Source organism: Curvibacter delicatus NBRC 14919 (assembly GCF_001592265.1).
Classification (GTDB): Bacteria; Pseudomonadota; Gammaproteobacteria; order Burkholderiales; family Burkholderiaceae_C; genus Hylemonella; species Hylemonella delicata.
Genome location: NZ_BCWP01000020.1, coordinates 26,845 through 51,202 on the forward strand (window position 1 = coordinate 26,845; position 24,358 = coordinate 51,202).

At 63.3% G+C, this 24,358-nt stretch carries 18 protein-coding genes and 1 pseudogene; 10 read left to right on the forward strand and 9 right to left on the reverse strand.

Features of this window, described 5'->3' with window-relative positions:
* Positions 1-20 precede the first annotated feature (20 nt).
* The 7 genes and pseudogenes from CDE01S_RS10850 to CDE01S_RS10880 all read right to left on the reverse strand — a co-directional run bounded on the left by CDE01S_RS10850 (position 21) and on the right by CDE01S_RS10880 (position 9,180).
* Complete coding sequence (locus tag CDE01S_RS10850; RefSeq protein ID WP_066707002.1) at positions 21-2,123, reverse strand: 3-hydroxyacyl-CoA dehydrogenase NAD-binding domain-containing protein; 2,103 nt, start codon at positions 2,121-2,123, stop codon at positions 21-23.
* Between the two features lie 116 nt (positions 2,124-2,239).
* Entirely contained in the window at positions 2,240-2,935 is a 696-nt protein-coding gene (locus CDE01S_RS10855) for an ABC transporter ATP-binding protein (RefSeq protein WP_066707077.1), read from the reverse strand.
* Between the two features lie 5 nt (positions 2,936-2,940).
* Positions 2,941-3,723, reverse strand: coding sequence for an ABC transporter ATP-binding protein (locus CDE01S_RS10860; RefSeq protein ID WP_066707005.1), 783 nt, complete (start codon positions 3,721-3,723; stop codon positions 2,941-2,943).
* Positions 3,720-5,012 carry a branched-chain amino acid ABC transporter permease gene (locus CDE01S_RS10865; protein WP_066707008.1) on the reverse strand — a complete coding sequence of 431 codons (1,293 nt, stop codon included), beginning with the start codon at positions 5,010-5,012 and terminating at the stop codon, positions 3,720-3,722. The genes CDE01S_RS10860 and CDE01S_RS10865 overlap by 4 nt, the downstream gene beginning before the upstream one ends.
* Positions 5,013-5,016: 4 nt before the next feature.
* On the reverse strand, positions 5,017-6,051 hold the full coding sequence (locus CDE01S_RS10870) for a branched-chain amino acid ABC transporter permease (RefSeq protein ID WP_066707011.1): 1,035 nt from the start codon (positions 6,049-6,051) through the stop codon (positions 5,017-5,019).
* 140 nt (positions 6,052-6,191) lie between these two features.
* Positions 6,192-7,421 (reverse strand): annotated as a pseudogene (locus tag CDE01S_RS10875) (branched-chain amino acid ABC transporter substrate-binding protein).
* 118 nt (positions 7,422-7,539) lie between these two features.
* Complete coding sequence (locus CDE01S_RS10880; RefSeq protein ID WP_066707014.1) at positions 7,540-9,180, reverse strand: 3-(methylthio)propionyl-CoA ligase; 1,641 nt, start codon at positions 9,178-9,180, stop codon at positions 7,540-7,542.
* 197 nt (positions 9,181-9,377) lie between these two features.
* Here CDE01S_RS10880 and CDE01S_RS10885 point away from each other — a divergent pair, with 197 nt between their 5' ends.
* The 9 genes from CDE01S_RS10885 (at position 9,378) to CDE01S_RS10925 (ending at position 17,388) form a co-directional block, all read left to right on the forward strand.
* Positions 9,378-10,067, forward strand: coding sequence for a Crp/Fnr family transcriptional regulator (locus tag CDE01S_RS10885; RefSeq protein ID WP_066707017.1), 690 nt, complete (start codon positions 9,378-9,380; stop codon positions 10,065-10,067).
* Positions 10,068-10,127: 60 nt separating this feature from the next.
* A complete protein-coding gene (locus tag CDE01S_RS10890) occupies positions 10,128-11,606 on the forward strand; it encodes a protein adenylyltransferase SelO (RefSeq protein ID WP_066707079.1) in 1,479 nt (492 codons plus the stop codon).
* Positions 11,603-12,010 (forward strand): peptide-methionine (R)-S-oxide reductase MsrB, encoded by a 408-nt coding sequence (msrB, locus tag CDE01S_RS10895; protein ID WP_066707019.1) that lies wholly within the window; start codon positions 11,603-11,605, stop codon positions 12,008-12,010. The genes CDE01S_RS10890 and msrB overlap by 4 nt, the downstream gene beginning before the upstream one ends.
* A gap of 154 nt (positions 12,011-12,164) precedes the next feature.
* Complete coding sequence (locus CDE01S_RS10900) at positions 12,165-12,707, forward strand: septation protein A (protein ID WP_066707021.1); 543 nt, start codon at positions 12,165-12,167, stop codon at positions 12,705-12,707.
* A complete protein-coding gene (locus CDE01S_RS10905) occupies positions 12,704-12,976 on the forward strand; it encodes a BolA family protein (protein ID WP_066707024.1) in 273 nt (90 codons plus the stop codon). Before CDE01S_RS10900 ends, CDE01S_RS10905 begins: the two co-directional genes overlap by 4 nt.
* Positions 12,977-13,047: 71 nt before the next feature.
* Entirely contained in the window at positions 13,048-13,833 is a 786-nt protein-coding gene (locus CDE01S_RS10910) for a peptidylprolyl isomerase (RefSeq protein ID WP_066707082.1), read from the forward strand.
* A gap of 140 nt (positions 13,834-13,973) precedes the next feature.
* Positions 13,974-14,810: a metal-dependent hydrolase gene (locus CDE01S_RS10915; protein WP_066707027.1), complete on the forward strand. Its 837-nt coding sequence runs from the start codon at positions 13,974-13,976 to the stop codon at positions 14,808-14,810.
* Positions 14,811-14,875: 65 nt separating this feature from the next.
* Positions 14,876-16,879 (forward strand): peptidase U32 family protein, encoded by a 2,004-nt coding sequence (locus tag CDE01S_RS10920; protein ID WP_066707030.1) that lies wholly within the window; start codon positions 14,876-14,878, stop codon positions 16,877-16,879.
* Positions 16,876-17,388 (forward strand): hypothetical protein, encoded by a 513-nt coding sequence (locus CDE01S_RS10925; protein WP_157077107.1) that lies wholly within the window; start codon positions 16,876-16,878, stop codon positions 17,386-17,388. The genes CDE01S_RS10920 and CDE01S_RS10925 overlap by 4 nt, the downstream gene beginning before the upstream one ends.
* A gap of 10 nt (positions 17,389-17,398) precedes the next feature.
* Here CDE01S_RS10925 and CDE01S_RS10930 read toward each other — a convergent pair whose 3' ends face one another.
* Complete coding sequence (locus CDE01S_RS10930; protein ID WP_066707035.1) at positions 17,399-19,261, reverse strand: sensor domain-containing diguanylate cyclase; 1,863 nt, start codon at positions 19,259-19,261, stop codon at positions 17,399-17,401.
* Positions 19,262-19,329: 68 nt separating this feature from the next.
* Positions 19,330-23,361 (reverse strand): phosphoribosylformylglycinamidine synthase, encoded by a 4,032-nt coding sequence (gene purL, locus CDE01S_RS10935; RefSeq protein ID WP_066707037.1) that lies wholly within the window; start codon positions 23,359-23,361, stop codon positions 19,330-19,332.
* Positions 23,362-23,525: 164 nt separating this feature from the next.
* On the opposite strand from purL, the gene map reads away from it, so the two are divergent.
* Entirely contained in the window at positions 23,526-24,341 is an 816-nt protein-coding gene (gene map, locus CDE01S_RS10940; protein WP_066707039.1) for a type I methionyl aminopeptidase, read from the forward strand.
* Positions 24,342-24,358: the final 17 nt, after the last annotated feature.

The following is a 24,358-nucleotide window of genomic DNA, read 5'->3' on the forward strand; positions in this document are numbered from 1 at the left end:
AAATTCTCCAGGTCTGCGGCTCAGCCGTTGAATGTCTTGCCTTCGGCCACGAGACGGGCCAAGAGCGGTGCGGGTTGCCAGAACTGGGCATCGTCCAGCGGGTTCTTCGCAAAACGCTTCATGCTCTGCGCCACGTTGAACAGGCCCACGGTGTCGGCGTACTGCATCGGGCCGCCGCGGTGGATCGGGAAGCCGTAGCCGGTCAGGTAGACCATGTCGATGTCGCTGGCACGGGAGGCAATGCCTTCTTCCAGGATGTGGGCCGCTTCATTGACCAGCGAGTACACCAGGCGCTGCACGATTTCCTCGTCGGAGATCTTGCGCGGCGTGATGCCCATGTCCTTGCGGTGCTTCTCGACCATGTCCACCACCAGCTGGCTCGGGATGGCGTCGCGCTTGCCCGGCTTGTAGTCGTACCAGCCGGCCCCGGTCTTCTGGCCGAAGCGGCCCAGCTCGCACAGCAGGTCCGCTGTCTTGCTGTATTTCATGCCCGGCTTTTCCTGGTAGCGGCGCTTGCGGATGGCCCAGCCGATGTCATTGCCGGCCAGGTCGCCCATGCGGAACGGGCCCATGGCAAAGCCGAACTTCTCGATCGCCTTGTCCACCTGGGCCGGGGTGCAGCCCTCTTCCAGCAGGAAGCCGGCCTGGCGGCTGTACTGCTCGATCATGCGGTTGCCGATGAAGCCGTCGCAGACACCGGAGACGACCGCGGTCTTCTTGATGGTCTTGGCCACCGCCATGACTGTGGCCAGCACATCCTTGGCGGTCTTCTCGCCGCGCACCACTTCCAGCAGCTTCATCACGTTGGCCGGGCTGAAGAAATGCAGGCCGACCACGTCCTGCGGACGCTTGGTGAAGGAAGCGATCTTGTTGACGTCCAGCGTCGAGGTGTTGGAAGCCAGGATGGCCCCCTTCTTCATCACCTCGTCCAGCTTCTTGAAGACGGCTTCCTTGACGCCCATTTCTTCGAACACCGCTTCGATCACGAGATCGGCATCCTTCAGGTCCTCATAGTTGAGCGTGGTGCTCAGCAAGGCCATGCGCTGTTCGTACTTGTCCTGCTTCAGTTTGCCCTTGCCGACCTGGGCTTCGTAGTTCTTGCGGATGGTGGCAATGCCGCGGTCCAGCGCTTCCTGCTTCATCTCCAGCATCTTGACGGGGATGCCGGCATTCAGGAAGTTCATGGTGATGCCGCCACCCATGGTGCCGGCGCCGATCACGGCCACTGACTTGATCTCGCGCTTCGGGGTGTCATCCGGCACATCCGGAATCTTGGAGGCCGCACGCTCGGCCGCGAAGAGGTGGCGCAGTGCCCGGCACTCGGGCGTCCACATCAGGTTGATGAAGATCTCGCGCTCGAACACCATGCCGTCGTCGAACTTCTTCTTGGTGGCCGCTTCCACCGCATCGACGCACTTGGCCGGAGCCGGAAAGTTCTTGGCCATGCCCTTGACCATATTGCGCGCGAACTGGAAGTAGGCATCACCCTGCGGGTGCTTGGCTGGCAGGTTGCGCACCAGCGGCAGCGGACGCACATCGGCCTTCTCGCGCGCCAAGGCAATCGCCTCGTCCAACAGGGTTTCGGCGGACTTGGCCATCTTGTCAAACAGTTTCTGGCCCGGCACCATGGCCAGCATTTCGCTGGGCACGGGCTCGCCGCTGACGATCATGTTGAGCGCCGGCTCCACCCCCAACGCACGCGGCAGGCGTTGCGTACCGCCGGCGCCCGGGATCAGGCCCAGCTTGACCTCCGGCAGTGCGATCTTGCAGCCCGGGGCAGCAATGCGGTAGTGGCAGCCCAGCGGCAATTCCAGACCGCCGCCCATGGCGATGGTGTGCATGGCCGCCACCACCGGCTTGTCGGAGTTCTCCACCGCCAGGATGACGCTCAGCAGATTCGGTTCCTGCAAGGCCTTGGGGGTACCGAACTCCTTGATGTCGGCACCACCGGAGAAAGCCTTGCCGGCACCGGTGATGACGATGGCTTTGACGGCCGCGTCGGCGTTGGCTCGCTCCAGGGCGTCGGTAATGCCTTGCCGGGTGGCAAGACCCAGGCCGTTGACGGGGGGATTGTTCAGCGTGATCACGGCCACATCGCCGTGTACTTGGTATTCAGCGCTCATGCTTGCGTTCCTCGGGTTTCTAAAAATAGAACGGTCGTTCGATTTTGGATTCTAAGAGCTTTGTGCTGCAGCGCAATGCACACTTGTCGCAGGAGGGACAAACCTGTCGGAACAGGTCAGACTTCCAGCCACTCCTTGCGGGTGTAGGCATCGTTGCGCAGGCTTTCGGGTGTGCCCTCGAACACGATGCAACCATGCCCCATCACCAGCGCGCGGTCGGAAATCGCCATTGCGATGGTGAGTTTCTGCTCGATCAGCAGCACCGAAATGCCGCGCTCCTTGAGCTTCTTCAGATACTCGCCGACCAGTTCCACGATCTTGGGCGCCAGGCCTTCGGTCGGCTCGTCGATGATGATCAGGTCCGGGTCGCCCATCAGCGTGCGGCACAGGGTCAGCATCTGCTGCTCACCGCCCGACAGGACGCCCGCCTCAGTGTGCTGGCGCTCCTTCAGGCGCGGGAACATGGCGTACATGTCGTCCATGCTCCAACGGCCGTTCTTGCCTGCCCGCTTCTGCCCGAGCTGCAGGTTCTGCTGCACGGTCAGCTTCGGGAAGATGTCGCGGTTCTCGGGCACGTAGCCCAGCCCAAGGTGCGCAATCTCGAAGGTCTTGCGGCCCTGAATGTCCTGTCCCTGCCACTGGATGCCGCCTTCGCAGTCCACCAGGCCCATGATGGCCTTGGCCGTGGTGGAGCGCCCCGAACCGTTGCGCCCCAACAAGGCCACGATCTCGCCAGCCTCGACCTCGAAACTCACACCATGCAGCACATGGCTCTTGCCATAGAAGGCGTGCAGATTGTCAACTTTCAGGATGCTCATCAATGTCCTCCGGCCTGGGCATCGGCCACGGCCGAGCCGAGATAGGCCTCTTGCACCTTGGCATTGGCGCGCACGGCCTCGGGCGTGTCGAAGGCGATCACCTCGCCATAGACCACCACCGCGATCTTGTCGGCCAGGCCGAACACCACCCCCATGTCATGCTCCACCGTCAGCAGGGTCTTGCCTTCGGTGACTTCGCGGATCAGGTGGATGAAACGCGCCGTCTCGCTCTTGCTCATGCCGGCGGTCGGCTCGTCGAGCAGGATCACACTGGCGCCACCGGCGATGGTGACGCCGATCTCCAGTGCCCGCTGCTCGGCGTAGGTCAGGTTCACCGCCAGCACATCCCGCTTCTTGTCGAGCCGGATCATCTCCAGCAGCTGCTCGGTGCGTTCGTTGGCATCTTCCAGGTCGGCCAGGAACTTGAAGAAGGTGTAGCGGTAGCCCAGGCTCCACAACACCGCGCAGCGCAGGTTCTCGAACACGCTGAGCTTGGGAAAGATGTTGGTGATCTGGAAGCTGCGAGACAGCCCCATGCGGTTGATCTCGTAGGGCTTCTTGCCATCGATGCGCTGGCCATGCAGCAGCACTTCGCCGCTGCTCGGCCCGAAGCGACCGCTGATGAGGTTGAACAGCGTGGACTTGCCGGCCCCGTTCGGGCCGATCACGGCCACCCGCTCGCCGGCCTGGACAGCCAGATTGACGCCGCGGATGATTTCGGTCTTGCCGAAACTCTTGCGGACGTCTTTCAACTCCAATGCGCAGGTTTGTGCTTGGCTCACAGCGTCTCCCTCCGCTTGATTTCCTTTTCAATCTCTTCCTGAACTTCACCCCATTCCAGAATGAACTGGCGGCGGCACAGCTCGAACAGGCCCAGGCCGGTCAGCAGCACGAACACCGCACCAAACCAGTGGTCCAGGCTGCTGGTGTTGAACTCGATGCCGACAAAATTGAGCATCGGCCCCATGGCGGCATTGAGCGGCAGGTGATAGATCATCTCGATCATCACGGCAGCCCCCAGCAGCACCACCAGGGCGGACACGCCCAGCGCCAGGTAGCTGACCCACAGGCGTCGCAACAGTCCGAAGGACGCTACGCGCAGATTCATCATGATCAGGCTGGCAATGCCGCCCGGCGCGTACATCACCATGAAGAGGAAGATCAGGCCCAGATAGAGCAGCCAGGCCTTGGTGAACTCCGACAACAGCACAAAGGCAATCACCATCAGGATGCCGCCCAGGATGGGGCCGAAGAAGAAGGTGGCCCCGCCGAGGAAGGTGAAAAGCAGGTAGGCGCCCGAGCGTCCCGTGCCGACCACCTCGGCCGTGACGATCTCGAACAGCAAACTGCCCAGGCCGCCGGCCACACCGGCAAAGAAGCCGGAGATGATGAAGGCCAGGTAGCGCACACGCTGCGTGCTGTAGCCGATGAACTCCACGCGCTCCGGGTTGTCGCGCACAGCATTCAGGATGCGCCCCAGCGGCGTGCGCGTGAAGGCGAACATCAGTGCCACACAGACAAAGGTGTAGACCGCGATCAGGTAATAGATCTGGGTCGCCGGGCCGAAGGTGATGCCAAAGAAGGACTGGCCGGCCACCCGGTTGCCCGATACCCCGGCTTCGCCCCCGAAGAACTCGGAGAACATCAGCGACATGGCAAACACCAGCTCGGCCATGCCCAGGGTGATCATGGCAAACGGCGTGCCGGACTTGCGCGTGGTGACATAACCGAACAGCACCGCAAAGGCCAGGCCGGCCAAACCGCCGACAATGGGCAACAGGCTGACCGGGATCGGCAACGCCCCCTGGCTGACCATGTTCAGCGCATGGATGGCCATGTAGGAGCCCAGGCCGGAGTACACCGCATGGCCGAAACTCAGCATGCCGCCCTGCCCCAGCAGCATGTTGTAGGACAGGCAGGCAATGATGGCAATGCCCATCTGCGACAGCATGGTGACGGACAGGCTGCTGGTGAAGACCTTGGGCGCCAGCAGCAGGATCAGGGCGAACAGGCCCCAGACGATCCAGCGTCCGACGTTGTAGGGTTTGAATTCGTAGTAGTTCTTGGCCATGGTCTTATTCTTCGCGCGTCCCCAGCAATCCCTTGGGCCGGAAGATCAGAATCAGGACCAGGAACAGATAAGGCAGGATGGGGGCCACCTGTGACAAGGTGAGCTTGATGACCGAGTTGGCTTTCAGTGTTTCGCTGAGTTCGATGTTCAGCTGCTGCGCCAGGGTGATGAAGGAGTAGTCGAAAGCGACGGCAAAGGTCTGGATCACCCCGATCAACACCGATGCCAAAAAGGCGCCCGACAAGGACCCCAGACCGCCGACCACCACCACCACGAAGATGACGGAGCCGACCGTGGCCGCCATATTGGGTTCGGTCACGAAGGTACTGCCGCCGATCACCCCGCCCAGCCCGGCCAGGGCGGCACCGGCGCCGAACACCAGCATGAAGACACGCGGCACGTTGTGGCCCAGCGCTTCGGCCATCTCCGGGTGCGTCAGCGCGGCCTGGATCACCAGGCCAATGCGGCTGCGCGTCAGCAGCAGCCACAAGGCCACCAGCATGCACAGCGCCACCAGCATCATGAAACCGCGCGTGGCCGGGAACGGTGAACACACCACCCGGACTGCGGCATCGGCGGCCTGGCACATCTCGGCCGGCACCGTCCCCCAGACCAGGCTCAGGCCTTGCAGGGAGTGATGGATGAGCGTGAACATCGGCCCCTGCAGCAGCTCGGGCGGCCGAAATTCCAGCGAGGTCCGTCCCCAGATCAGCTGCACCAGCTCCAGGATGATGTAGGACAGGCCGAAGGTGATCAGCAGTTCAGGCACGTGGCCAAACTTGTGCACCTTGCGCAGGGCCAACCGCTCGAACACGGCTCCCAGCACGCCGACCACCAGCGGTGCGAGCACCAGGCCGGGCCAGAAGCCGGCCAGGTTGGCCACGGTGTAGCCGATGTAGGCCCCCAGCATGTAGAAGCTGGCATGGGCGAAATTGAGCACACCCATCATGCTGAAAATCAGCGTGAGCCCGGAGCTGAGCATGAACAGCAGCAGCCCGTAGCTCAAGCCATTGAGCATGGAGATGATGAAGAACTCCATTTGGAAAAACTTTCTGTGTCTGCAAGGCAGACGTCAATACATGTCCACCGGGAGGGTCAGCGCTTTCCCAGGCAGGCAAAAACAAGGGCCCGACCGCCTTGCACCAATCGGGCCCTTCCACTCATCCCGTCAGATCTCTCTCAGGGGCGCTTCATCTGGCAGCTGGTCGGCGTGCTGGCGATGTAGGCCGGGTACTCCTTCACAGGCGCCAGTGTCATGCCGGTGTTCTCCGGGCTGTAGGGGTACTTCTTGTCCGCCTTCTGCCAGACCGTGATGAACAGCGGCTGCTACAACTGGTGGTCGGTCTTGCGCATTTCGACCTCGCCGTTGTAGTTCATGTACTTGATACCTTCCATGGCCGCTGCCACCTTGACCGGGTCGGTGGACTTGGCCTTGGCCATGGCTTCCGTCAGTGCCGTGAAGGCCGAGGGAATGGCACCGGTGAACATGTCGTCCTTGTACTTGGCCTTGAAGTCGGCCATCCAGTTGCCCATCTGGCCACCCATGTTGTAGTGGCTGTAGGCCGCCTGGAACACGCGGCCGGCGCCACCGGTACCCAATGCGGTCGGGGTGCCCGTCACGCCGGTGTAGTAGGTGAAGAACTTGCCGGTATAACCGCCTTCGTTGGCCGCCTTGATCAGCAAAGCCAGGTCGGAGCCCCAGTTGCCGGTGATCACGGTGTCAGCGCCGGACGCCTTGATCTTGGCGATGTAGGGGGCGAAATCACGCACCTGGGCCAGCGGGTGCAGGTCTTCGCCGACGATCTGCACGTCAGGGCGCTTGCTGGCCAGGTTTTCTTTCGCGAACTTGGCCACCTGGTGCCCGTGCGAATAGTTCTGGTTGAGCAGATAGACCTTCTTGACGCTCTTGTCATCCTTCATGAAGGTGGTCAAGGCTTCCATTTTCATGGAGGTGTCGGCATCGAAGCGGAAGTGCCAGTAGCTGCATTTGCTGTTGGTGAAATCCGGGTCCACGGCGGCGTAGTTCAGGAACACAACTTCTTTGCCGGGGTTGCGCTCGTTGTGCTTGTTGATGGCGTCGATCAATGCCCCCGCCACCGACGAGCCATTGCCCTGGGCGAAATAGCGTATCCCCTGGTCCAGGCCGGCCTTCAGGGCGTTCAGGCTTTCCGCCGGGCTGAGCTTGTTGTCAAAGGAAATGAACTGGAACTTCACACCAGCAGGATTCTTCTTGCTGAACTCGTCGGCAAAAAACTGCCAGCTGTTCTTCTGGTTCATCCCCAGTGGCCCCATGAGGCCGCTTTGCGGATCAATCAGTCCGATCTTGACGGTCTCGCCCTTCTGAGCAAAAGCTGCGCCAGCCAAGGCCAATGCAGCCGAGGCTGCGACGATTTTCATGGTGAACTTCATCTAATGTCTCCTCGTTGTCAAAACAGCTTCAGCGTACAGGGATTCGCGCCGCAAGTTGCTAGGGATTGCCCTAGAACTATCGCGTTTGCGACTCGCGGCCCGAGCCCCGGTACGCTCCTCAGGTATTGGGCAGTTTGTAGTCCTTGAGCACGTCGCGCAGCTTGGTCTTGAGCATCTTGCCGGTGGCGCCCAGGGGAATGGCATCAACAAACACCACATCGTCCGGAATCTGCCACTTGGCGGTCTTGCCCTCGTAGAAGGCCAGCAGTTCTTCGCGTGTCACCTCGGCGCCCGGCTTTTTCACCACCACCACCGGGCGCTCGTCCCATTTGGGGTGCTTGACGCCGATGCAGGCCGCCATGGCCACTGCCGGGTGTGCCACCGCGATGTTCTCGACCTCGATCGAGCTGATCCACTCGCCACCGGACTTGATCACGTCCTTGCTGCGGTCGGTGATCTGCATGTAGCCGTCGGCATCAATGGTGGCCACGTCGCCGGTGGGGAACCAGCCATGCCCCTGCTCATCCTTGATCAACGGGTCGCCGCCCTCCCCCTTGAAGTACTCGCCCAGGATCCACGGCCCGCGCACCAGCAGGTCGCCATAGGCCTTGCCGTCCCACGGCAGCTCCTGGCCGTCGCCGTCAACGATCTTCATGTCGACACCGAAGATGGCGCGCCCCTGCTTGAGGCGGATCTTCATCTGTTCTTCCTCCGGCAGCTGCAGGTGCTTGTTCTTCAGCGTGCACAGCGTGCCCAGCGGCGACATCTCGGTCATGCCCCAGGCGTGCAGCACCTCCACGCCATAGTCTTCTCGGAAGGCGGCGATCATGGCAGGCGGGCAGGCCGAGCCGCCGATCACGGTGCGCTTCAAGGTGGAGAACTTCAGGTTGTTGGGCTTCATGTGGCCCAGCAGCATCTGCCAGATGGTCGGCACGCCGGCGGCGTAGCTGACGCCCTCGGCCTCGACCAGTTCGTAGATCGATTTGCCGTCCAGCGCCGGGCCGGGGAAGACCAGCTTGCAGCCGGTCAGCGCGGCGGAATACGGGATGCCCCAGGCATTGACGTGGAACATCGGCACCACCGGCAGCACCGCATCGCGTGCGCTCATGCACATCACGTCGGGCAGTGCAGCGGCATAGGCATGCAGGAGGGTGGAACGGTGGCTGTAGAGCGCGGCCTTCGGGTTGCCCGTGGTGCCGCTGGTGTAGCACATGCTGGAGGCCGTGTTCTCGTCGAATTCGGGCCAGTGGTACTGCTTGGACTGCGCACCGATCCATGCCTCATAGCTCTGCAGGCCGGGAATGCCGGTGTCTTGGGGCAGCTTGTCGGCATCACACAGCGCCACCCAGTGCTTGACCGTGCCGCACTTGGCGTGCACGGCCTGGATCAGGGGCAGGAAGGTCATGTCGAAACACAGCACCTGGTCTTCGGCGTGGTTGGCGATCCAGGCAATCTGGTCGGGGTGCAGGCGCGGGTTGATGGTGTGCAGCACACGGCCGGAGCCGCTGACGCCGAAATACAACTCCAGGTGGCGGTAGCCGTTCCAGGCCAGCGTGGCCACGCGATCGCTGAATTGCAGCTTGCAGGCATCGAGCGCATTGGCCACCTGGCGAGCGCGTGTTGCCACATCGCTCCAGGTGTAGCGATGGATATCACCCTCCACCCGGCGCGACACGACCTCGGCATCGCCATGGTGTCGATCGGCAAACTCGATCAGGGAAGAAATCAGCAAGGGCTGGCTCTGCATGAGTCCCAACATGTACACATCTCCTGGTAGTCAAACTCGTTTCCACTTTCGGGAATGGCCCTGCGGGCACATCCCTGGCCCGGAGTATCGCTCCGGTAGGGGTGCCAAACTATGGCACCGGCCCAGCTTGCATGCAATCTCTGTCGCCCGGCTGACACCTTCTTGGTAGAAACCCTCAATCCACATGCCAACTGCAGCACAATCGCGGCATGCTTTGCGATGCCCAACTCCTGGCCCGGCACTTTCTGGCCAACCAGCCCTGGTTCACAGCCCTGGACGCCTGCCAGCAGGCGGCGCTCGCCCAGCGGGTGGAAGTGATCCAGGCCAGCAAGGGGCAAACCGTGCTGAAAGCCGGCGAACCGGTGCAAGGCTGGTATGCCGTGCTGGGCGGCCTGGTCAAGCTGCAGACCGAAGCAGCCGATGGCCGCCGCTCGGCCTTCATCGGCGTGCCGGACGGCGAATGGTTTGGCGAAGGCTCGGTGCTCAAGAGCGAGTTGCGTCGTTATGCCGTGGTGGCCCTGCGCGACAGCTGGCTGATGTGCCTGCCGCGCGATGTCTTTACCGAACTGCAACAAGGCAACCTGCGCTTCAACCAGTACCTGGTGCAGCACCTGAACATGCGGCTGGGCCAGGCCATGACCTTGATTGAGGCCAGCCGCATCCGCGCCCCGGAGCACCGGGTGGCGCTCTACCTCAGCCGCCTGTTCTGGCGCAGCACGCGCCGGCTCTACCTGACGCAGGAAGAACTCGGCACCCTGGTCGGCCTGTCGCGCCAGACCGTCAACCGTGTGTTGCGCCAGCTCGCTGAGCGCGGCATCGTCTCCAGCGATCTGGGCCGCGTGGCCATCCTGGACGATGCAGCGCTGGGGCGTTATCTCGAGGAAACGGCCTCCGCCTGAACCCTGATGGCGATAGCCCTTCGGGCGGCAGGCCTGAAGCCACTGCGGGACAATGTCAGCATGACTGTCGACGCCCCTGCTCCGCCGGCGGCCAACGGCTTGCGCTGGCGCAACCGCTTTGCCGCCCTCGGCCCGGATTTCCATACCCGGCTCATGCCCACACCCCTGCCCGCACCCTACTGGGTCGGGCGCAGCGCCGCCGTGGCCGGCGAGCTGGGTCTGTCGAGTGACTGGCTCGCGTCCGACGCGGCCCTGGCGGCCTTCACCGGCAACCAAGGGCTGGAAGGCAGCACCCCGCTGGCCTCGGTCTACAGCGGGCACCAGTTTGGCGTCTGGGCTGGCCAGCTCGGCGATGGGCGCGCCCTGCTGCTGGGTGAGACCGACGGTGGCCTGGAAGTGCAACTGAAAGGTGCCGGGCGCACCCCCTACTCGCGCATGGGCGACGGCCGCGCCGTGCTGCGCTCCAGCATCCGCGAGTTTCTGGCCAGCGAGGCCATGCACGCGCTGGGCATCCCGACCACGCGCGCCCTGTGCGTCACCGGCTCGGACGCCCCGATCCGCCGCGAAACGATTGAGACCGCCGCCGTGGTGACGCGGGTGGCGCCGAGTTTCATCCGCTTCGGCCATTTCGAGCACTTCGCCTACAGCGGCCAGCATGAGCAACTGCGCCAGTTGGCCGACTTCGTCATCGACAGCTTCTACCCGGACTGCCGCCATACGGCCAAATTCGCCGGCAACCCCTATGCCGCCCTGCTGGAAGCGGTGAGCGAGCGCACCGCGGCCATGGTGGCGCAGTGGCAGGCGGTGGGCTTCTGCCACGGCGTGATGAACACCGACAACATGAGCATCCTGGGCCTGACCATCGACTACGGCCCGTTCCAGTTCCTGGACGCCTTCAACACGGCCCACATCTGCAACCATTCCGACACCCAGGGCCGCTACGCCTACAACCGGCAGCCCAATATCGCCTACTGGAACCTGTTCTGCCTGGGGCAGGCGCTGCTGCCGCTGATCGGCGAGCAGGAACTGGCGCTGGCCGCACTCGAGTCCTACAAGACCGTGTTCCCGGCCGAGCTGGAGGCGCGCATGCGGGCCAAGCTGGGCCTGCTGCAGCCCCAGCCGGGGGATCGCGCCCTGATTGACGGCATCCTCAAGCTGCTGGCGCAGGACCGGGTCGACTACACCATCTTCTGGCGCCGCCTGAGCCATTTCGCGGCCGATGGCAATGCCAGCCCGGTGCGCGACCTGTTCCTCGACCGTGCCGCTCTGGATGCCTGGCTGCTACAGTATTCGGAGCGCCTGGCGCAGTCAGATCAAGGCCAAAGTGCCGATTTGATGCTCAAAACCAACCCCAAGTTCGTGCTGCGCAACCACTTGGGCGAGCTGGCGATCCGGCAGGCACGCGAGAAGGACTTTGCCGGTGTCACCAGCCTGCAGGCCTTGCTGGAAAATCCCTTCGACGAACACCCGGGCTTTGAAGCCCAGGCATCTTTCCCGCCCGACTGGGCTTCAACGATTGAAATCAGCTGTTCATCATGAGCCATCCTGTCCAGAAAACCGAAGCCGAGTGGAAAGCCCTGTTGGCCGAGAAAGGCGCCGAACCGGCGGCCTTCGAAGTCACGCGCCACGCCGCGACCGAGCGCCCCTTCACCGGCCGCTATGAAGACCACTGGCAGCCCGGCCAGTACCACTGCGTCTGCTGCGGTGCCAAGCTGTTCGATTCAAATACCAAGTTCGATGCCGGCTGCGGCTGGCCCAGCTTCTGGCAGGCGGCCCTGCCCGGCGCGATCGAGGAACGGCGCGACACCAGCCACGGCATGGTCCGCGTCGAAACCCTGTGCGCCCAGTGCGGCGCTCACCTGGGCCATGTGTTCGAGGACGGCCCGGCGCCCACCGGCCTGCGCTACTGCATGAACTCGGCTTCCCTTGAGTTCAGGCCCTGAAAATTGAACACCCCCAGGCTGCGCGCACTGCGTGTCGCTCCTCCTCCCCCCTTGCAGGGGGCAACGCTAGTGGCCCGGCGAAGCCGGTTCCACGGCGTTTCCCGCTGGGACACTTCATATGCCGTTGCCTGTGTGAACGCCTGATAATCACTGCATGAAAATTCTGATCGACTTCTTCCCCATCCTGCTGTTCTTCGGGGCCTACAAGTTTTACGACATCTATGTCGCCACCGGTGTGCTGATGGTCGCGACCGTCGCTCAGATGGGCCTGATCTATGCCATCGACCGCAAGCTGCAGGCCATGCACAAGATCACGCTGGCGCTGATCCTGGTCTTTGGCGCCATGACGCTGCTGCTGCACGACGAACGCTTCATCAAGTGGAAACCCACCGTGCTCTACGCCGCCATGGCGATAGCGCTGGCGGTTGCCTTGTGGGGCATGAAGAAGAACTTCCTGAAGATCCTGTTGGGCAGCCAGCTGGAGCTCCCGGATGCCGTGTGGATGCGGCTGAACCAGGCCTGGATCGTCTACTGCGTCTTCATGGCAGCGCTCAACGGCTATGTGGCTGCGTTCTACAGCACCGAAGATTGGGTCAACTTCAAGCTCTGGGGTTACGCCATTCCGCTGCTGTTCATTGTGGCCCAGGGGTTTTACATTGCGCGCCATCTGCACGGCGGCAAGGGTGACGAAGCATGAGCGGCGACCTCTCCCAACTCGCCGAACACATGGCGCAGCAGCTGCGCAACACGCTGGCGCCCACGATGCTGGACGTGATCGATGAAAGCGGCGCCCACGCAGGGCATGCCGGCGCCAATGGCACCGGTTTCGGCACCCATTTCCGGGTTCGCATCGCCTCGCCGCTGTTCGAGGGCAAGACGCGCGTGGCCCGCCACCGCCTTGTGTATGATGCGCTGCAGGATTTCATCGCCCAAGGCGTGCATGCGATTGCCATTGAGACCCTGTGAACGCATGTGAGCACCCGGCCGACACCCTTGTTTTTTGTTTCCGTTCCTTTCCGTACCTAGTAGGACCCATGATGAAGAAGCAGATTTTTTCGGCCCTCGCCGCCGCGACCCTGTTGAGCGCCTTGGCCGTGCCGGCCGCAGCGCAGAACGTCGCCATCGTCAACGGCAAGCCGGTGCCGACGACGCGCGTTGATGCGCTGGCACAGCAGCTGGCCCGCGCCGGCCGCCCGGTGTCGCCTGAAATGATGGGCCAGATCAAGGATGAGGTCATTGCCCGCGAACTGTTCGTGCAGGAAGCGCAAAAGCTCGGCCTGGACGCCAGCGAAGACTTCAAGTCCCAGATGGAACTGACACGCCAGGCCATCCTGATCCGCGAGCTGTTCGCCACCTTCCAGAAGAACAACCCCGTCACGGACGCCGAGATCAAGGCCGAGTACGACAAGTTCGCTGCCGCCAACAGCGGCAAGGAATACCGTGCCCGCCACATCCTGGTGGAGAAGGAAGACCAGGCCAAGGCCATCATCGCCTCGCTCAAGAAGGGTGCCAAGTTCGAGGACATCGCCAAGAAGCAGTCCAAGGACCCGGGTTCCGGCGCCAACGGTGGCGACCTCGACTGGGCCAGCGCCGGCAGCTATGTGAAGGAATTCTCTGACGCCATGGTCAAGCTGGCCAAGGGCAAGATCACCGAGACCCCGGTCAAGAGCCAGTTCGGCTACCACGTAATCCGCTTGGACGACGTGCGCGAAGCGCAACTGCCCAAGCTGGAAGACGTCAAGCCGCAGATCGCCCAGCAACTGGGTCAGCAAAAGCTGATGAAGTACCAGGAAGACCTGCGCGCCAAGGCCAAGATCGAATAAGGCCCTGTCGGCATCCCGGAATCAACGCGGCCTCGGCCGCGTTTTTTCATGGTGCGTGCACGATGCGGGTCGCCACCCTTGACGCCGGCAGCATGCCTGTGTCCAATCGGCGCTCGACCATCATCACTCAAGGAGCCTCCATGACGACCGGCATTTCTTCCCTGTTGAGACCCCTGCTGCTCGGCAGCGCCTTGCTGGCTGCCGCACTCGGCGCCGCCGCACAGAACGGCAAGACCGAAGTGCTCTGGCTTGGCCAGGCCGCCACCCGCATCACCACCCCCGGCGGCAAGGTCATCGTGGTCGACCCCTGGCTGCGCAGCAACCCCAAGACCCCGGCCAATTTCAAGACGTTGGAAGCGCTGGGCAAGGTCGATCTGGTGCTGGTCACCCACGCCCACTTCGACCACTTTGCCGATGCCCCGGACCTGGCCAAGATGCACAAGATCCCGATGTACGGCCCGGCCGGCATGAACCAGACCGTGGCCACGCTGGGCATCCTGCCGGTCGAGCAGGCGCCGCGCTTCGGCAAGGGCGGCACCATCGAGCCCTTCGGCCCCAAAAGCGTGAAGATCACCGCCACCCACGCCGAGCACTCGTCGGAGCTGGCCTGGAAGAACCCGGCCACCAACAAGGACGAAGTGCATGTCGGCGGCGAACCGGTGGGCTTCATCATCGAGCTGGAGAACGGCTTCAAGATCTACCACATGGGCGATACCGGCCTGTTTGGTGACATGAAGTTCATCGGCGAGTACTACAAACCCGACCTGGTGCTGATTCCGATCGGCGGCCATTTCGTCATGAGCCCGGCCGATGCCGCCTATGCGGTGAAGAACTACCTCAAGCCCCGGTACGCCCTGCCCATCCACTACGGCACCATTCCGCAACTCAAAGGCACAACCGCCGAGTTCTCGGCGGCGCTGGGTTCCGAGTCCGGCAAGATGCTGGTGGTCAATCCGGGCGAGAAGGTCGAATTCTGAGCAGGCGGCTTGGGGCCACGCCCCGAGCCGGCGCAAAACCGTTCGGGCTGGGATAATTAACGGTTATGTCCATGCCCGACCACCAGCTCGAACTCCTGTCGCCCGCACGCAGTGCCGATATCGGCATTGAAGCCATCAACCATGGTGCGGATGCCGTCTACATCGGCGGCCCGTCCTTCGGTGCGCGTACCAGCGCCGACAATTCGGTGCAGGACATCGCCCGGCTGGTGAAGCATGCCCACCGTTTCAACAGCCGCATCTTCGTCACGCTCAACACCATCCTGCGCGACGACGAGCTGGAGCCGGCGCGCAAGCTGGCCTGGCAGCTCTTTGATGCCGGGGTCGATGCCCTGATCATCCAGGACATGGGCCTGCTGGAGATCGACCTGCCACCGATCCAGCTGCACGCCAGCACCCAGACCGACATCCGCACCCCTGAGAAAGCGCGTTTCCTGCAGGATGCCGGTCTGTCCCAGATCGTGCTGGCACGCGAACTGACACTGGAGCAGATCAAGGCGATCCGCGCGCAGACCGACTGCACGCTGGAATTCTTTGTCCACGGCGCACTGTGCGTGGCCTACAGCGGCCAGTGCTATATCAGCCATGCCCACACCGGGCGCAGCGCCAACCGTGGCGACTGCTCGCAGGCCTGCCGCCTGCCCTACCAGGTCATGGACAGCCAGGGCCGTTTCGTTGCGCACGACAAGCACGTGCTCTCCATGAAGGACAACAACCAGAGCGCCAACCTGGCGGCCTTGGTTGATGTCGGCATCCGCAGCTTCAAGATCGAGGGCCGTTACAAGGACCTGGCCTACGTCAAGAACATCACGGCCCACTACCGCAAGCTGTTTGATGAACTGCTGGAGCAGCGCCCCGATCTGGCCCGCGCCTCCAGCGGCCACACCAGCTTCACTTTCACCCCGGACCCGGACCAGAACTTCAACCGCGAGTTCACCGACTACTTCGTGCAGGGCCGCAAGGACGACATTGGTGCCTTTGACACCCCGAAGAACCCGGGCCGCCACCTCGGCTACGTCACCAAGGTTGGCCCGGATTTCGTGGAGTTGACCACAAGCGAGCCCGGCACCGTGCTGCACAACGGCGACGGCCTGTGCTACTACGACCTGCAGAAGGAACTGGTTGGCATGGCCATCAACCGTGCCGAGCCGGCCAGTGCATTGGCGGTGGACCAGTGGCGCGTCTACCCCAAAGACCCGATGACCGGCTTCAAGGATTTGCGCAAAGGCACCGAGCTCAATCGCAACCGCGACATGAACTGGGTGCGCATGCTGGAGAAGAAGTCCAGCGAACGCCGCATCGGTGTCTGGGTCAGGCTGGACGAAACTGCGGACGGTTTTGCCCTGCAGCTGACCGACGAAGACGGCCACAGCGCCAGCGCACGTGTTCAGGCCACCAAGACGCCGGCAAAGGATGCCGCCCAGGCTGAGCACACCTTGCGTGAACAGCTGGGGCGCTTTGGGGCAACGCTCTTCGAGCCGATCGACATGACCTTGAACCTGAGCCAGCCCTGGTTCGTTCCGGCTTCGCTGCTCAATGCCCTGCGCCGCGATGCGGTGGACGCACTGGAAACCGCCCGTGCCGCCGCCTACCAGCGCCCACCCCGTGCCCGCCCCGTGGAGCCGCCGGTGCCCTACCCGGAAGACACCCTCACCTACCTGGCCAATGTGTACAACGAGAAGGCGCGCGATTTTTACGCCAAACACGGCGTGAAAGTGATTGCCGCAGCCTACGAGAGCCAGGAAGAGGAAGGCGAAGTCAGCCTGATGATCACCAAGCACTGCGTGCGTTTTTCCTTGAGCCTGTGCCCCAAGCAGGCCAAGGGCGTGACCGGCGTGCAAGGCACGGTGCGCGCCGAGCCGCTGACGCTGATCAACGGCAAGGAAAAGCTGACACTGCGTTTTGACTGCAAGCCGTGCGAAATGCATGTGGTCGGCAAGATCAAGACCTCGGTGCTGAACCAGACCGCCCGCGAAGCGGCGGCAGCGCCATTGAAGTTCTACCGGACGCGTCCCGCCAGACCTGTTCCGCGTACCGCGACGACCTCATGAGCTTGCGGCGCGTCATCACCCTGTGCACGCTGCTGGCCGCTTTGACGGCATCTGCCAACGCCCCGCTTGACGGCCTGCTGTTGGGCAGCAGCGAAGCGGAGTTGCAGGCCCGCTTCGAGTCGCTGGTCCGGATGCGAAAACCTGTGCCGGGCCCGAACGGCTTGCGCGGCCTGTGGGCGCTGCCCGACACCCCGATCTCAGGCTTGCCGTTCCAGACCACCTTCTATTTCAAGGACAAACGCGTTTCCCGCATTGAGCAACGTTGGACATCCTCCGCCGACAGCTGTAGCGATGCGTCGGTTTTCACCGCCGTCGTGATCGACATCGGCACAAGATACGGCAACGGCCTCATCGCCCACGATGGCAGGGACGGCGATGGGATGCGTCAATCCGTGGTCTGGCAGTCGGAGGCGTTCGATACCATGGCTTACGAATCGCTGTCAGCGAGCGAATGCAGCATTCTAGTGATCTACAAGCCGCACGTGATCAAAGATGCCTCGGAATTGTGAGCGCCGCCGCTCAGGCCATGCCCTGCTCGACAACGACACGATTTCGCCCTGTGGCCTTGGCCTCATAAAGCGCGCCATCGGCACGCTGCAGAACAGCGTCCGGGTTCACGTCAGCCGGATGAAGCAACGCAATGCCGATGCTGGCCGTCAACGCCACTGACTTGCCATCAATCTCGACGCTCGATTCAGCCAGTTTCAGGCGCAGGCGTTCGGCGATGCGCTGGGCCGCCTCCAGGCTGGCGCCCGGTAACAGGATGGCGAACTCCTCGCCGCCCAGGCGGCCGCAGCTGTCGATCGAGCGCAGCTCGGCATGCATCAGGGCTGCAAAATGCTGCAACGCCATGTCACCGCCGGCGTGCCCGTAGGTATCGTTGATTTGCTTGAAGTGGTCAATGTCGAGCATGAGCACGCAGGCGCTCTGGGTCATCTTGCGTTGAACACGCTGCTGCTCTTCGGCCAGCCGGGCCATGAACTGGCGCCGATTGGGCAAGCCGGTCAGGGCATCCATGCTGGCCAGTGCCTTCAGCTCGGCTTCGAGCCGCTTGCGTTCGGTGATGTCGATGCGGTTGCTGACGATATAGCCGCTGGGTGTCCGATGCTCGATCACCAGCACCCAACGGCCGTCGGTCAACTCTTGCCCCAAAGGCTGCCCATTGGCTTGTTCGTGGATTCGAACGCGTTCAGCCACCCAGGCATCGATCCGATCTTTTGCCTTGACATACAGCCCCCGCTCTGCCGAGAGGCGTGCCAACTCTCTGAAAGTGGTGCCCGGGTGGACCGTGTCGCGGCAATCGCCGAGCATGTCGAGGTAGGCCTTGTTGTAGATGACCAGTTTGCCCTTCGGGTCAAAAATCGTGAAACCCAGGGAAATGTTGTCCACGGCTTCATTCATCAGCCGATGCATGATTTCGACCTCTTGCTGCGCTGCCAGTCGGAGCCGTTCCTCCCGGCGCATCCGCAGCAGGAGCCCCCCCAGCACCAGCAGCAAGATGCAGCCGCCGCCCACCATGTAGAGCACATTCGTGTCCCAGGCACGCAAGGCACTGCGCTCCGCAATCCCGACGACGATATAGAAGGGAAACTGCTCCAGCTTGCGAAACGCGTAGATGCGGTATTCGCCATCCGTCACGGCCTTGAAACGCTCACGCCCCTCTGTCTCGCCCGCGTCGATGCGAGCCTGAATCGGATTGCGCACCGGTGTGTTGATGTCCGAGCCGCGCATGGGGTAGCGGATCACCAGGTTGTGGTTGTCGCTGCGCCGAATGAACACCACGCTGCCCTTGTCCAGCTGCAGCGACTTGAAAGCCTGCTCGAGGTAGGCCAGATTGAGCGTGCCGGAGAGAACGGCTTTCAGCTGACCGGAGGAATCTCTCACCGCCATGTAGGCCGCGACTGTCTGCAATCCGGAAACCGTGCCGCGGATGGCATCGGAATAGGCAATGTTGACGGAAGGGTCGTTCTTCAGAAGCTGGAAACCCGGCCGTTGCGCGATGCTGGCACGTTTTTGCAGCATGGCCGGCGGCACCGAGCCATACAGGCTGTTGCCCTCGGCATCCCAGACATAAAAGCTCCCCAGCTCCGGGAAATTCTCTGTCAGGGGTATCAGGATCTGCGCCACCCGCTCGCGGTAAGACTCTACCGCGCCAATCTGCAGCGCCTCTTTGGGAAGTTGGCCTGCGATATTGCTCAGGCTGCCTTCAATCCGGCGGAAAATCGCTCGAATCTGACCATCCAGTGCGAAGGCCAGATTTTCTGCATCGTGATGGGCCCGGCTCAAGGCCGACTCGTAACCCACCCGCAGTTGGTAACCGAGCATGAGCACCAGCAGCCCCAGCCCCAGCAGCAAGACCCTGAAGACGGAACGATTCGCCATGCTTCGTCGTCAATCCCGCAGCTTCGTGTGCCCGCAATGCCTGCGGGCCTGACGCGGCCTGCCCTTCATCAACCGACCCACTTGCGGGCGTTGCGCCACACCTGCATCCAAGGGCTGGCAACGCCTGCATCCAGATTGGTCCAGCTCATCTGGATGTTGCGGAACACGCGCTCGGGGTGCGGCATCATGGCGGTGAAACGGCCGTCCGCGGTGGTGACCGCGGTCAAACCACCGGCACTGCCGTTCGGGTTGAACGGGTAGGTCTCGGTGGCCGCACCGTGGTTGTCAACAAAACGCATGGCCGCAATCGCCTTGGCCGCGTTGCCGCGGTAGGCGAAGTTGGCGTAGCCCTCACCGTGTGCCACGGCAATCGGCAGGCGGCTGCCGGCCATGCCCTGCAGGAACAGCGACGGCGACTCCAGCACCTCCACCATCGACAGGCGCGCCTCGAAGCGCTCGCTGCGGTTGGTGGTGAAGCGCGGCCAGTCTTGTGCGCCTGGGATGATGTCGGCCAGCTCGGCAAACATCTGGCAGCCGTTGCACACGCCCAGGCCGAAGGTGTCGGTGCGGCCGAAGAAGGCCTTGAACTGTTCGGCCAGCACCGGATTGAAGGTGATGGAGCGCGCCCAGCCAATGCCGGCGCCCAGCGTGTCACCGTAGGAGAAACCACCGCAGGCGACAACCCCCTTGAAGTCCTGCAACCTGGCGCGGCCGCTCTGCAGGTCGGTCATGTGCACGTCATGGGCCTCGAAGCCGGCCTCATGGAAGGCGTAGGCCATCTCGACGTGCGAATTGACACCCTGCTCGCGCAGCACGGCCACCTTGGGGCGGCTGGTCAGCAAGGCGGGCGCCAGCTGTTGCGCCGGATCGAACGTCAGGTGCACATGCATACCCGGGTCGTTGGGCGCACCGGCGGCTGCGTGCTCGGCATCGGCACAGGCGGTGTTGTCGCGCTGCTGGCAGATCTTCCAGCTCACGCTGTCCCACACCTGGTGGAGATCGGCCAGCGAGGCACTGAAGACGGCCTTGGCATCGCGCCAGACCTGGACCTCACCCACCCCGGCCGTGACGGCACCACCGGCGGGCCGGGTCTTGCCGATGACATGGCTGAATTTGGACAGGCCGTGTTCGCGCAGCACCTGCAGCACCGCATCGCGCTCGGCCGTGCGGACCTGCAGCACCACACCCAGCTCTTCATTGAACAGGGCCTTGAGCGTCAGTTCTTCGCGCCGGGCCTGAACCTGGGTCGCCCAGTTCTTGCTGTCCCCGGCGTCCATGCGGCTGTCGGAAATGCCATCACCCTCGGTGACCAGCAGGTCCACATTGAGCGCCACGCCGACATGGCCGGCAAAGGCCATCTCGGCTGCGGCGGCGAACAGGCCGCCGTCGCTGCGGTCGTGGTAGGCCAGGATCTTGCCCTGCGCACGCAGCGCATTGACGGCCTTGACCAGGTTGATCAGGTCCTGCGGGTCGTCGAGATCCGGCACTGTGTCGCCGGACTGGTTGAGCGTCTGCGCCAGGATGGAGCCGGCCATGCGGTTGCGGCCCTTACCCAGGTCGACCAGCAGCAGCGTGCTGTCGGCCTCGCTGGCATCGAGCTGTGGCGTGAGCGTGCCGCGCACATCAGCCAGCGTGGCGAAGGCACTGACGATCAGCGACACCGGCGAGGTAACCTTCTTTTTCTCGTTGCCGCTACCGGAGGGGCTTGCAGGGACTTGCCATTGCGTGCGCATGGACAGGCTGTCCTTGCCGACCGGAATCGACACGCCCAGCGCCGGGCACAGCTCCATGCCGACGGCCTGCACGGTGGCGTACAGCGCGGCGTCTTCACCCGGTTCGCCGCAGGCGGCCATCCAGTTGGCTGAGAGCTTGACGCGCGAGAGTTCGATCGGTGCGGCCAGCAGGTTGGTGATGGCTTCGGCCACCGCCATGCGGCCGGAAGCCGGCGCATCGAGCGCGGCCAGCGGCGTGCGCTCGCCCATGCTCATGGCTTCGCCGGCAAAACCGGCGTAGTCGGCCAACGTCACGGCCACATCGGCCACCGGCACCTGCCAGGGGCCGACCATCTGGTCGCGGTGCGTCAGGCCGCCCACGGCGCGGTCGCCGATGGTGATGAGGAAACGCTTGGAGGCCACGGTCGGGTGGCTCAGCACGTCGATCACCGCTTTCTGCAGATCGACACCGGTCAGGTCCAGCGGCTTGAATTGGCGCGCGATGGTCTTGACATCGCGGTGCATCTTGGGCGGCTTGCCCAGCAGCACGTTCATCGGCATGTCGACCGGGCTCTCGGCCCCCTCGTCGGCCAGCACCAGCTGGCGCTCTTCGGTGGCCACGCCGACCACGGCAAACGGGCAGCGCTCGCGCTCGCAGAAGGCCTTGAACTGTTCCAGCGATTCCGGCGCAATCGCCATCACATAACGTTCCTGACTCTCGTTGCACCAGATTTCCTTCGGGGCCAGGCCGGACTCTTCCAGCGGCACGGCACGCAAATCAAAGCGCGCACCGCGGCCGGCATCGTTGGTCAACTCGGGAAAGGCATTCGACAGGCCGCCGGCACCGACGTCGTGGATGGCCAGGATCGGGTTCTTGTCGCCTTGGGCCCAGCAGTGGTTGATGACCTCCTGCGCCCGGCGCTCGATCTCCGGGTTGCCGCGCTGCACCGAGTCGAAGTCGAGCTCGGCCGCGTTGGCGCCGGTGGCCATGGAGCTGGCGGCACCACCGCCCATGCCGATGCGCATGCCCGGGCCGCCAAGCTGGATCAACAGCGTGCCAGCCGGGAATTCGATCTTCTTCGTCAGCTGGGCATCGATGACACCGACACCACCGGCGATCATGATGGGCTTGTGGTAACCGCGCTGCACCGTGTCGACATCGCTGGTGACAGTCTGCTCGTACTCGCGGAAATAACCGGCCAGGTTGGGACGGCCGAATTCGTTGTTGAAGGCCGCGCCACCGAGCGGGCCCTCGATCATGATCTGCAGCGGGCTGGCAATGTGCTCGGGCTTGCCGCCGGCCTCATCGGACCAGCCGCCCCACAGCTTGGAGACGGTAAAGCCGCTCAGGCCGGCCTTGGGCTTGGAGCCGCGGCCGGTGGCACCCTCGTCGCGGATTTCGCCGCCGGCGCCGGTGGAAGCACCCGGGAATGGCGAGATGGCGGTCGGGTGGTTGTGGGTTTCCACCTTCATCAGCACATGGTTGAGAGCGCTCTCTTTTTGATAGCTGTCGGCGCTGTAACCGGAAGGGCTGGAGGCCATTTTGGCCACGAAACGCTCAACCGGATTGCCTTCCATGATGGAGGCGTTGTCGGAATAGGCCACCACCGTGTGCTGCGGGCTGGTCTGGTGGGTGTGGCGGATCATGCCGAACATGCTGCGTTCCTGGCGCACACCGTCGATTGTGAAGTCGGCGTTGAAAATCTTGTGGCGGCAGTGTTCGCTATTGGCTTGGGCAAACATCATCAGCTCGACGTCGGTCGGGTTGCGCTTCAGGTCGTTGAAGGCCTTGACCAGGTAGTCGATCTCGTCGTCGGCCAGCGCCAGGCCGAACTGCACGTTGGCCTTTTCCAGTGCGGCGCGACCGCCACCCAGGATGTCGACATGCTCCATTGGCGCCGGGTGCAGCTCGGTGAACAGCTCACAGGCCTGCTCGCGCGTGGTCATGGCGCTTTCCGTCATGCGGTCGTGCAACAGTGCCGCCACCTGGCCCAACTGCTCCGGCGTCAGGCTGGCCTTGCCCAGCAAGGGGGACTTGAGCGTCAGCCGGTATTCGACGATGCGCTCCACCCGGTGCACGGCCAGGCCGCAGTTGTGGGCGATGTCGGTGGCTTTGGAGGCCCAGGGCGACACGGTGCCGAAACGCGGCGACACCACGATCAGCGGTCCGTCCGTGGGACCGGTATAGGGATCGCCATACGTCAGCAAGGCACCAAGCTGGTGCTTCAGGTCGGCATCGGGGGCCGTATCACTGGCCACCAGATGCACGAAGCGCGCGGCAATGCCGCTGATCTTGTCGTGGATGGCCTGCAGGCCGGGCAGAAGTTGCTGGACGCGGAAAGCGCTGAGCGCGCTACCGCCTTCGAAAGAGCTGATATGCAGGGTCACTGTGGTGGCCTTGATGAGGGTGGCGGACGGTGGTCCGTGGAAACCTGTGATTTTAGCTCCGACGTCACAAGCCCTACGGGCAATTGTGAGTCTGCGCTGAAGTCCTGGCGGACTTTACCGTTCCCGCCTGCGGGAATCCTCGGCCAATGGGATAATTCACCCCCATGACGATCACCTACAAAGACGAAGCCGGCATTGCCGGCATGCGCGTGGCCTGCCGCCTGGCCGCCGAAGTGCTGGATTTCCTCGCCCCCCATGTCAAGCCCGGCGTGACCACCAACGAACTCGACATGCTGGCCCATGGCTACATCGTGGACGTGCAAGGCGCGATTCCCGCGCCGCTGAACTACGCCCCCTCGGGCTACAACCCCTACCCGAAGTCGATCTGCACCTCGATCAACCACCAGGTCTGCCACGGTATCCCGAACGACAAGCCGCTCAAGAAGGGCGACATCGTCAACATCGACATCACCATCATCAAGGACGGCTGGCACGGCGACACCAGCCGCATGTTCCAGGTCGGCGAGACCTCGATTGCGGCCAAGCGCCTGTGCGCCATGACCTATGACGCCATGTGGCACGGCATCATGCAGGTCAAACCTGGCGCACACCTGGGCGACATCGGCTGGGCGATCCAGAAATTCGCCGAAAGCAACGGTTTTTCCGTGGTGCGCGAGTTCTGCGGCCACGGCATCGGCCTGGGATTCCACGAGGAGCCGCAGGTGCTGCACTACGGCAAACCCGGCACGCTGGACGAACTCAAACCCGGCATGACCTTCACCATCGAGCCCATGATCAACGCCGGCAAGCGCGACATCAAGGAGCTGGGCGACGGCTGGACCATCGTCACCAAGGACCACTCGCTGTCGGCCCAGTGGGAACACACCATCCTGGTCACGCCCACCGGCTACGAAGTACTGACGCTGTCGGCCGGCAGCCCGCCGGTACCGGCTTTCGTGACGGCGGCTGCGAAGGCCTGACCTTCTTCTCGTCTGGC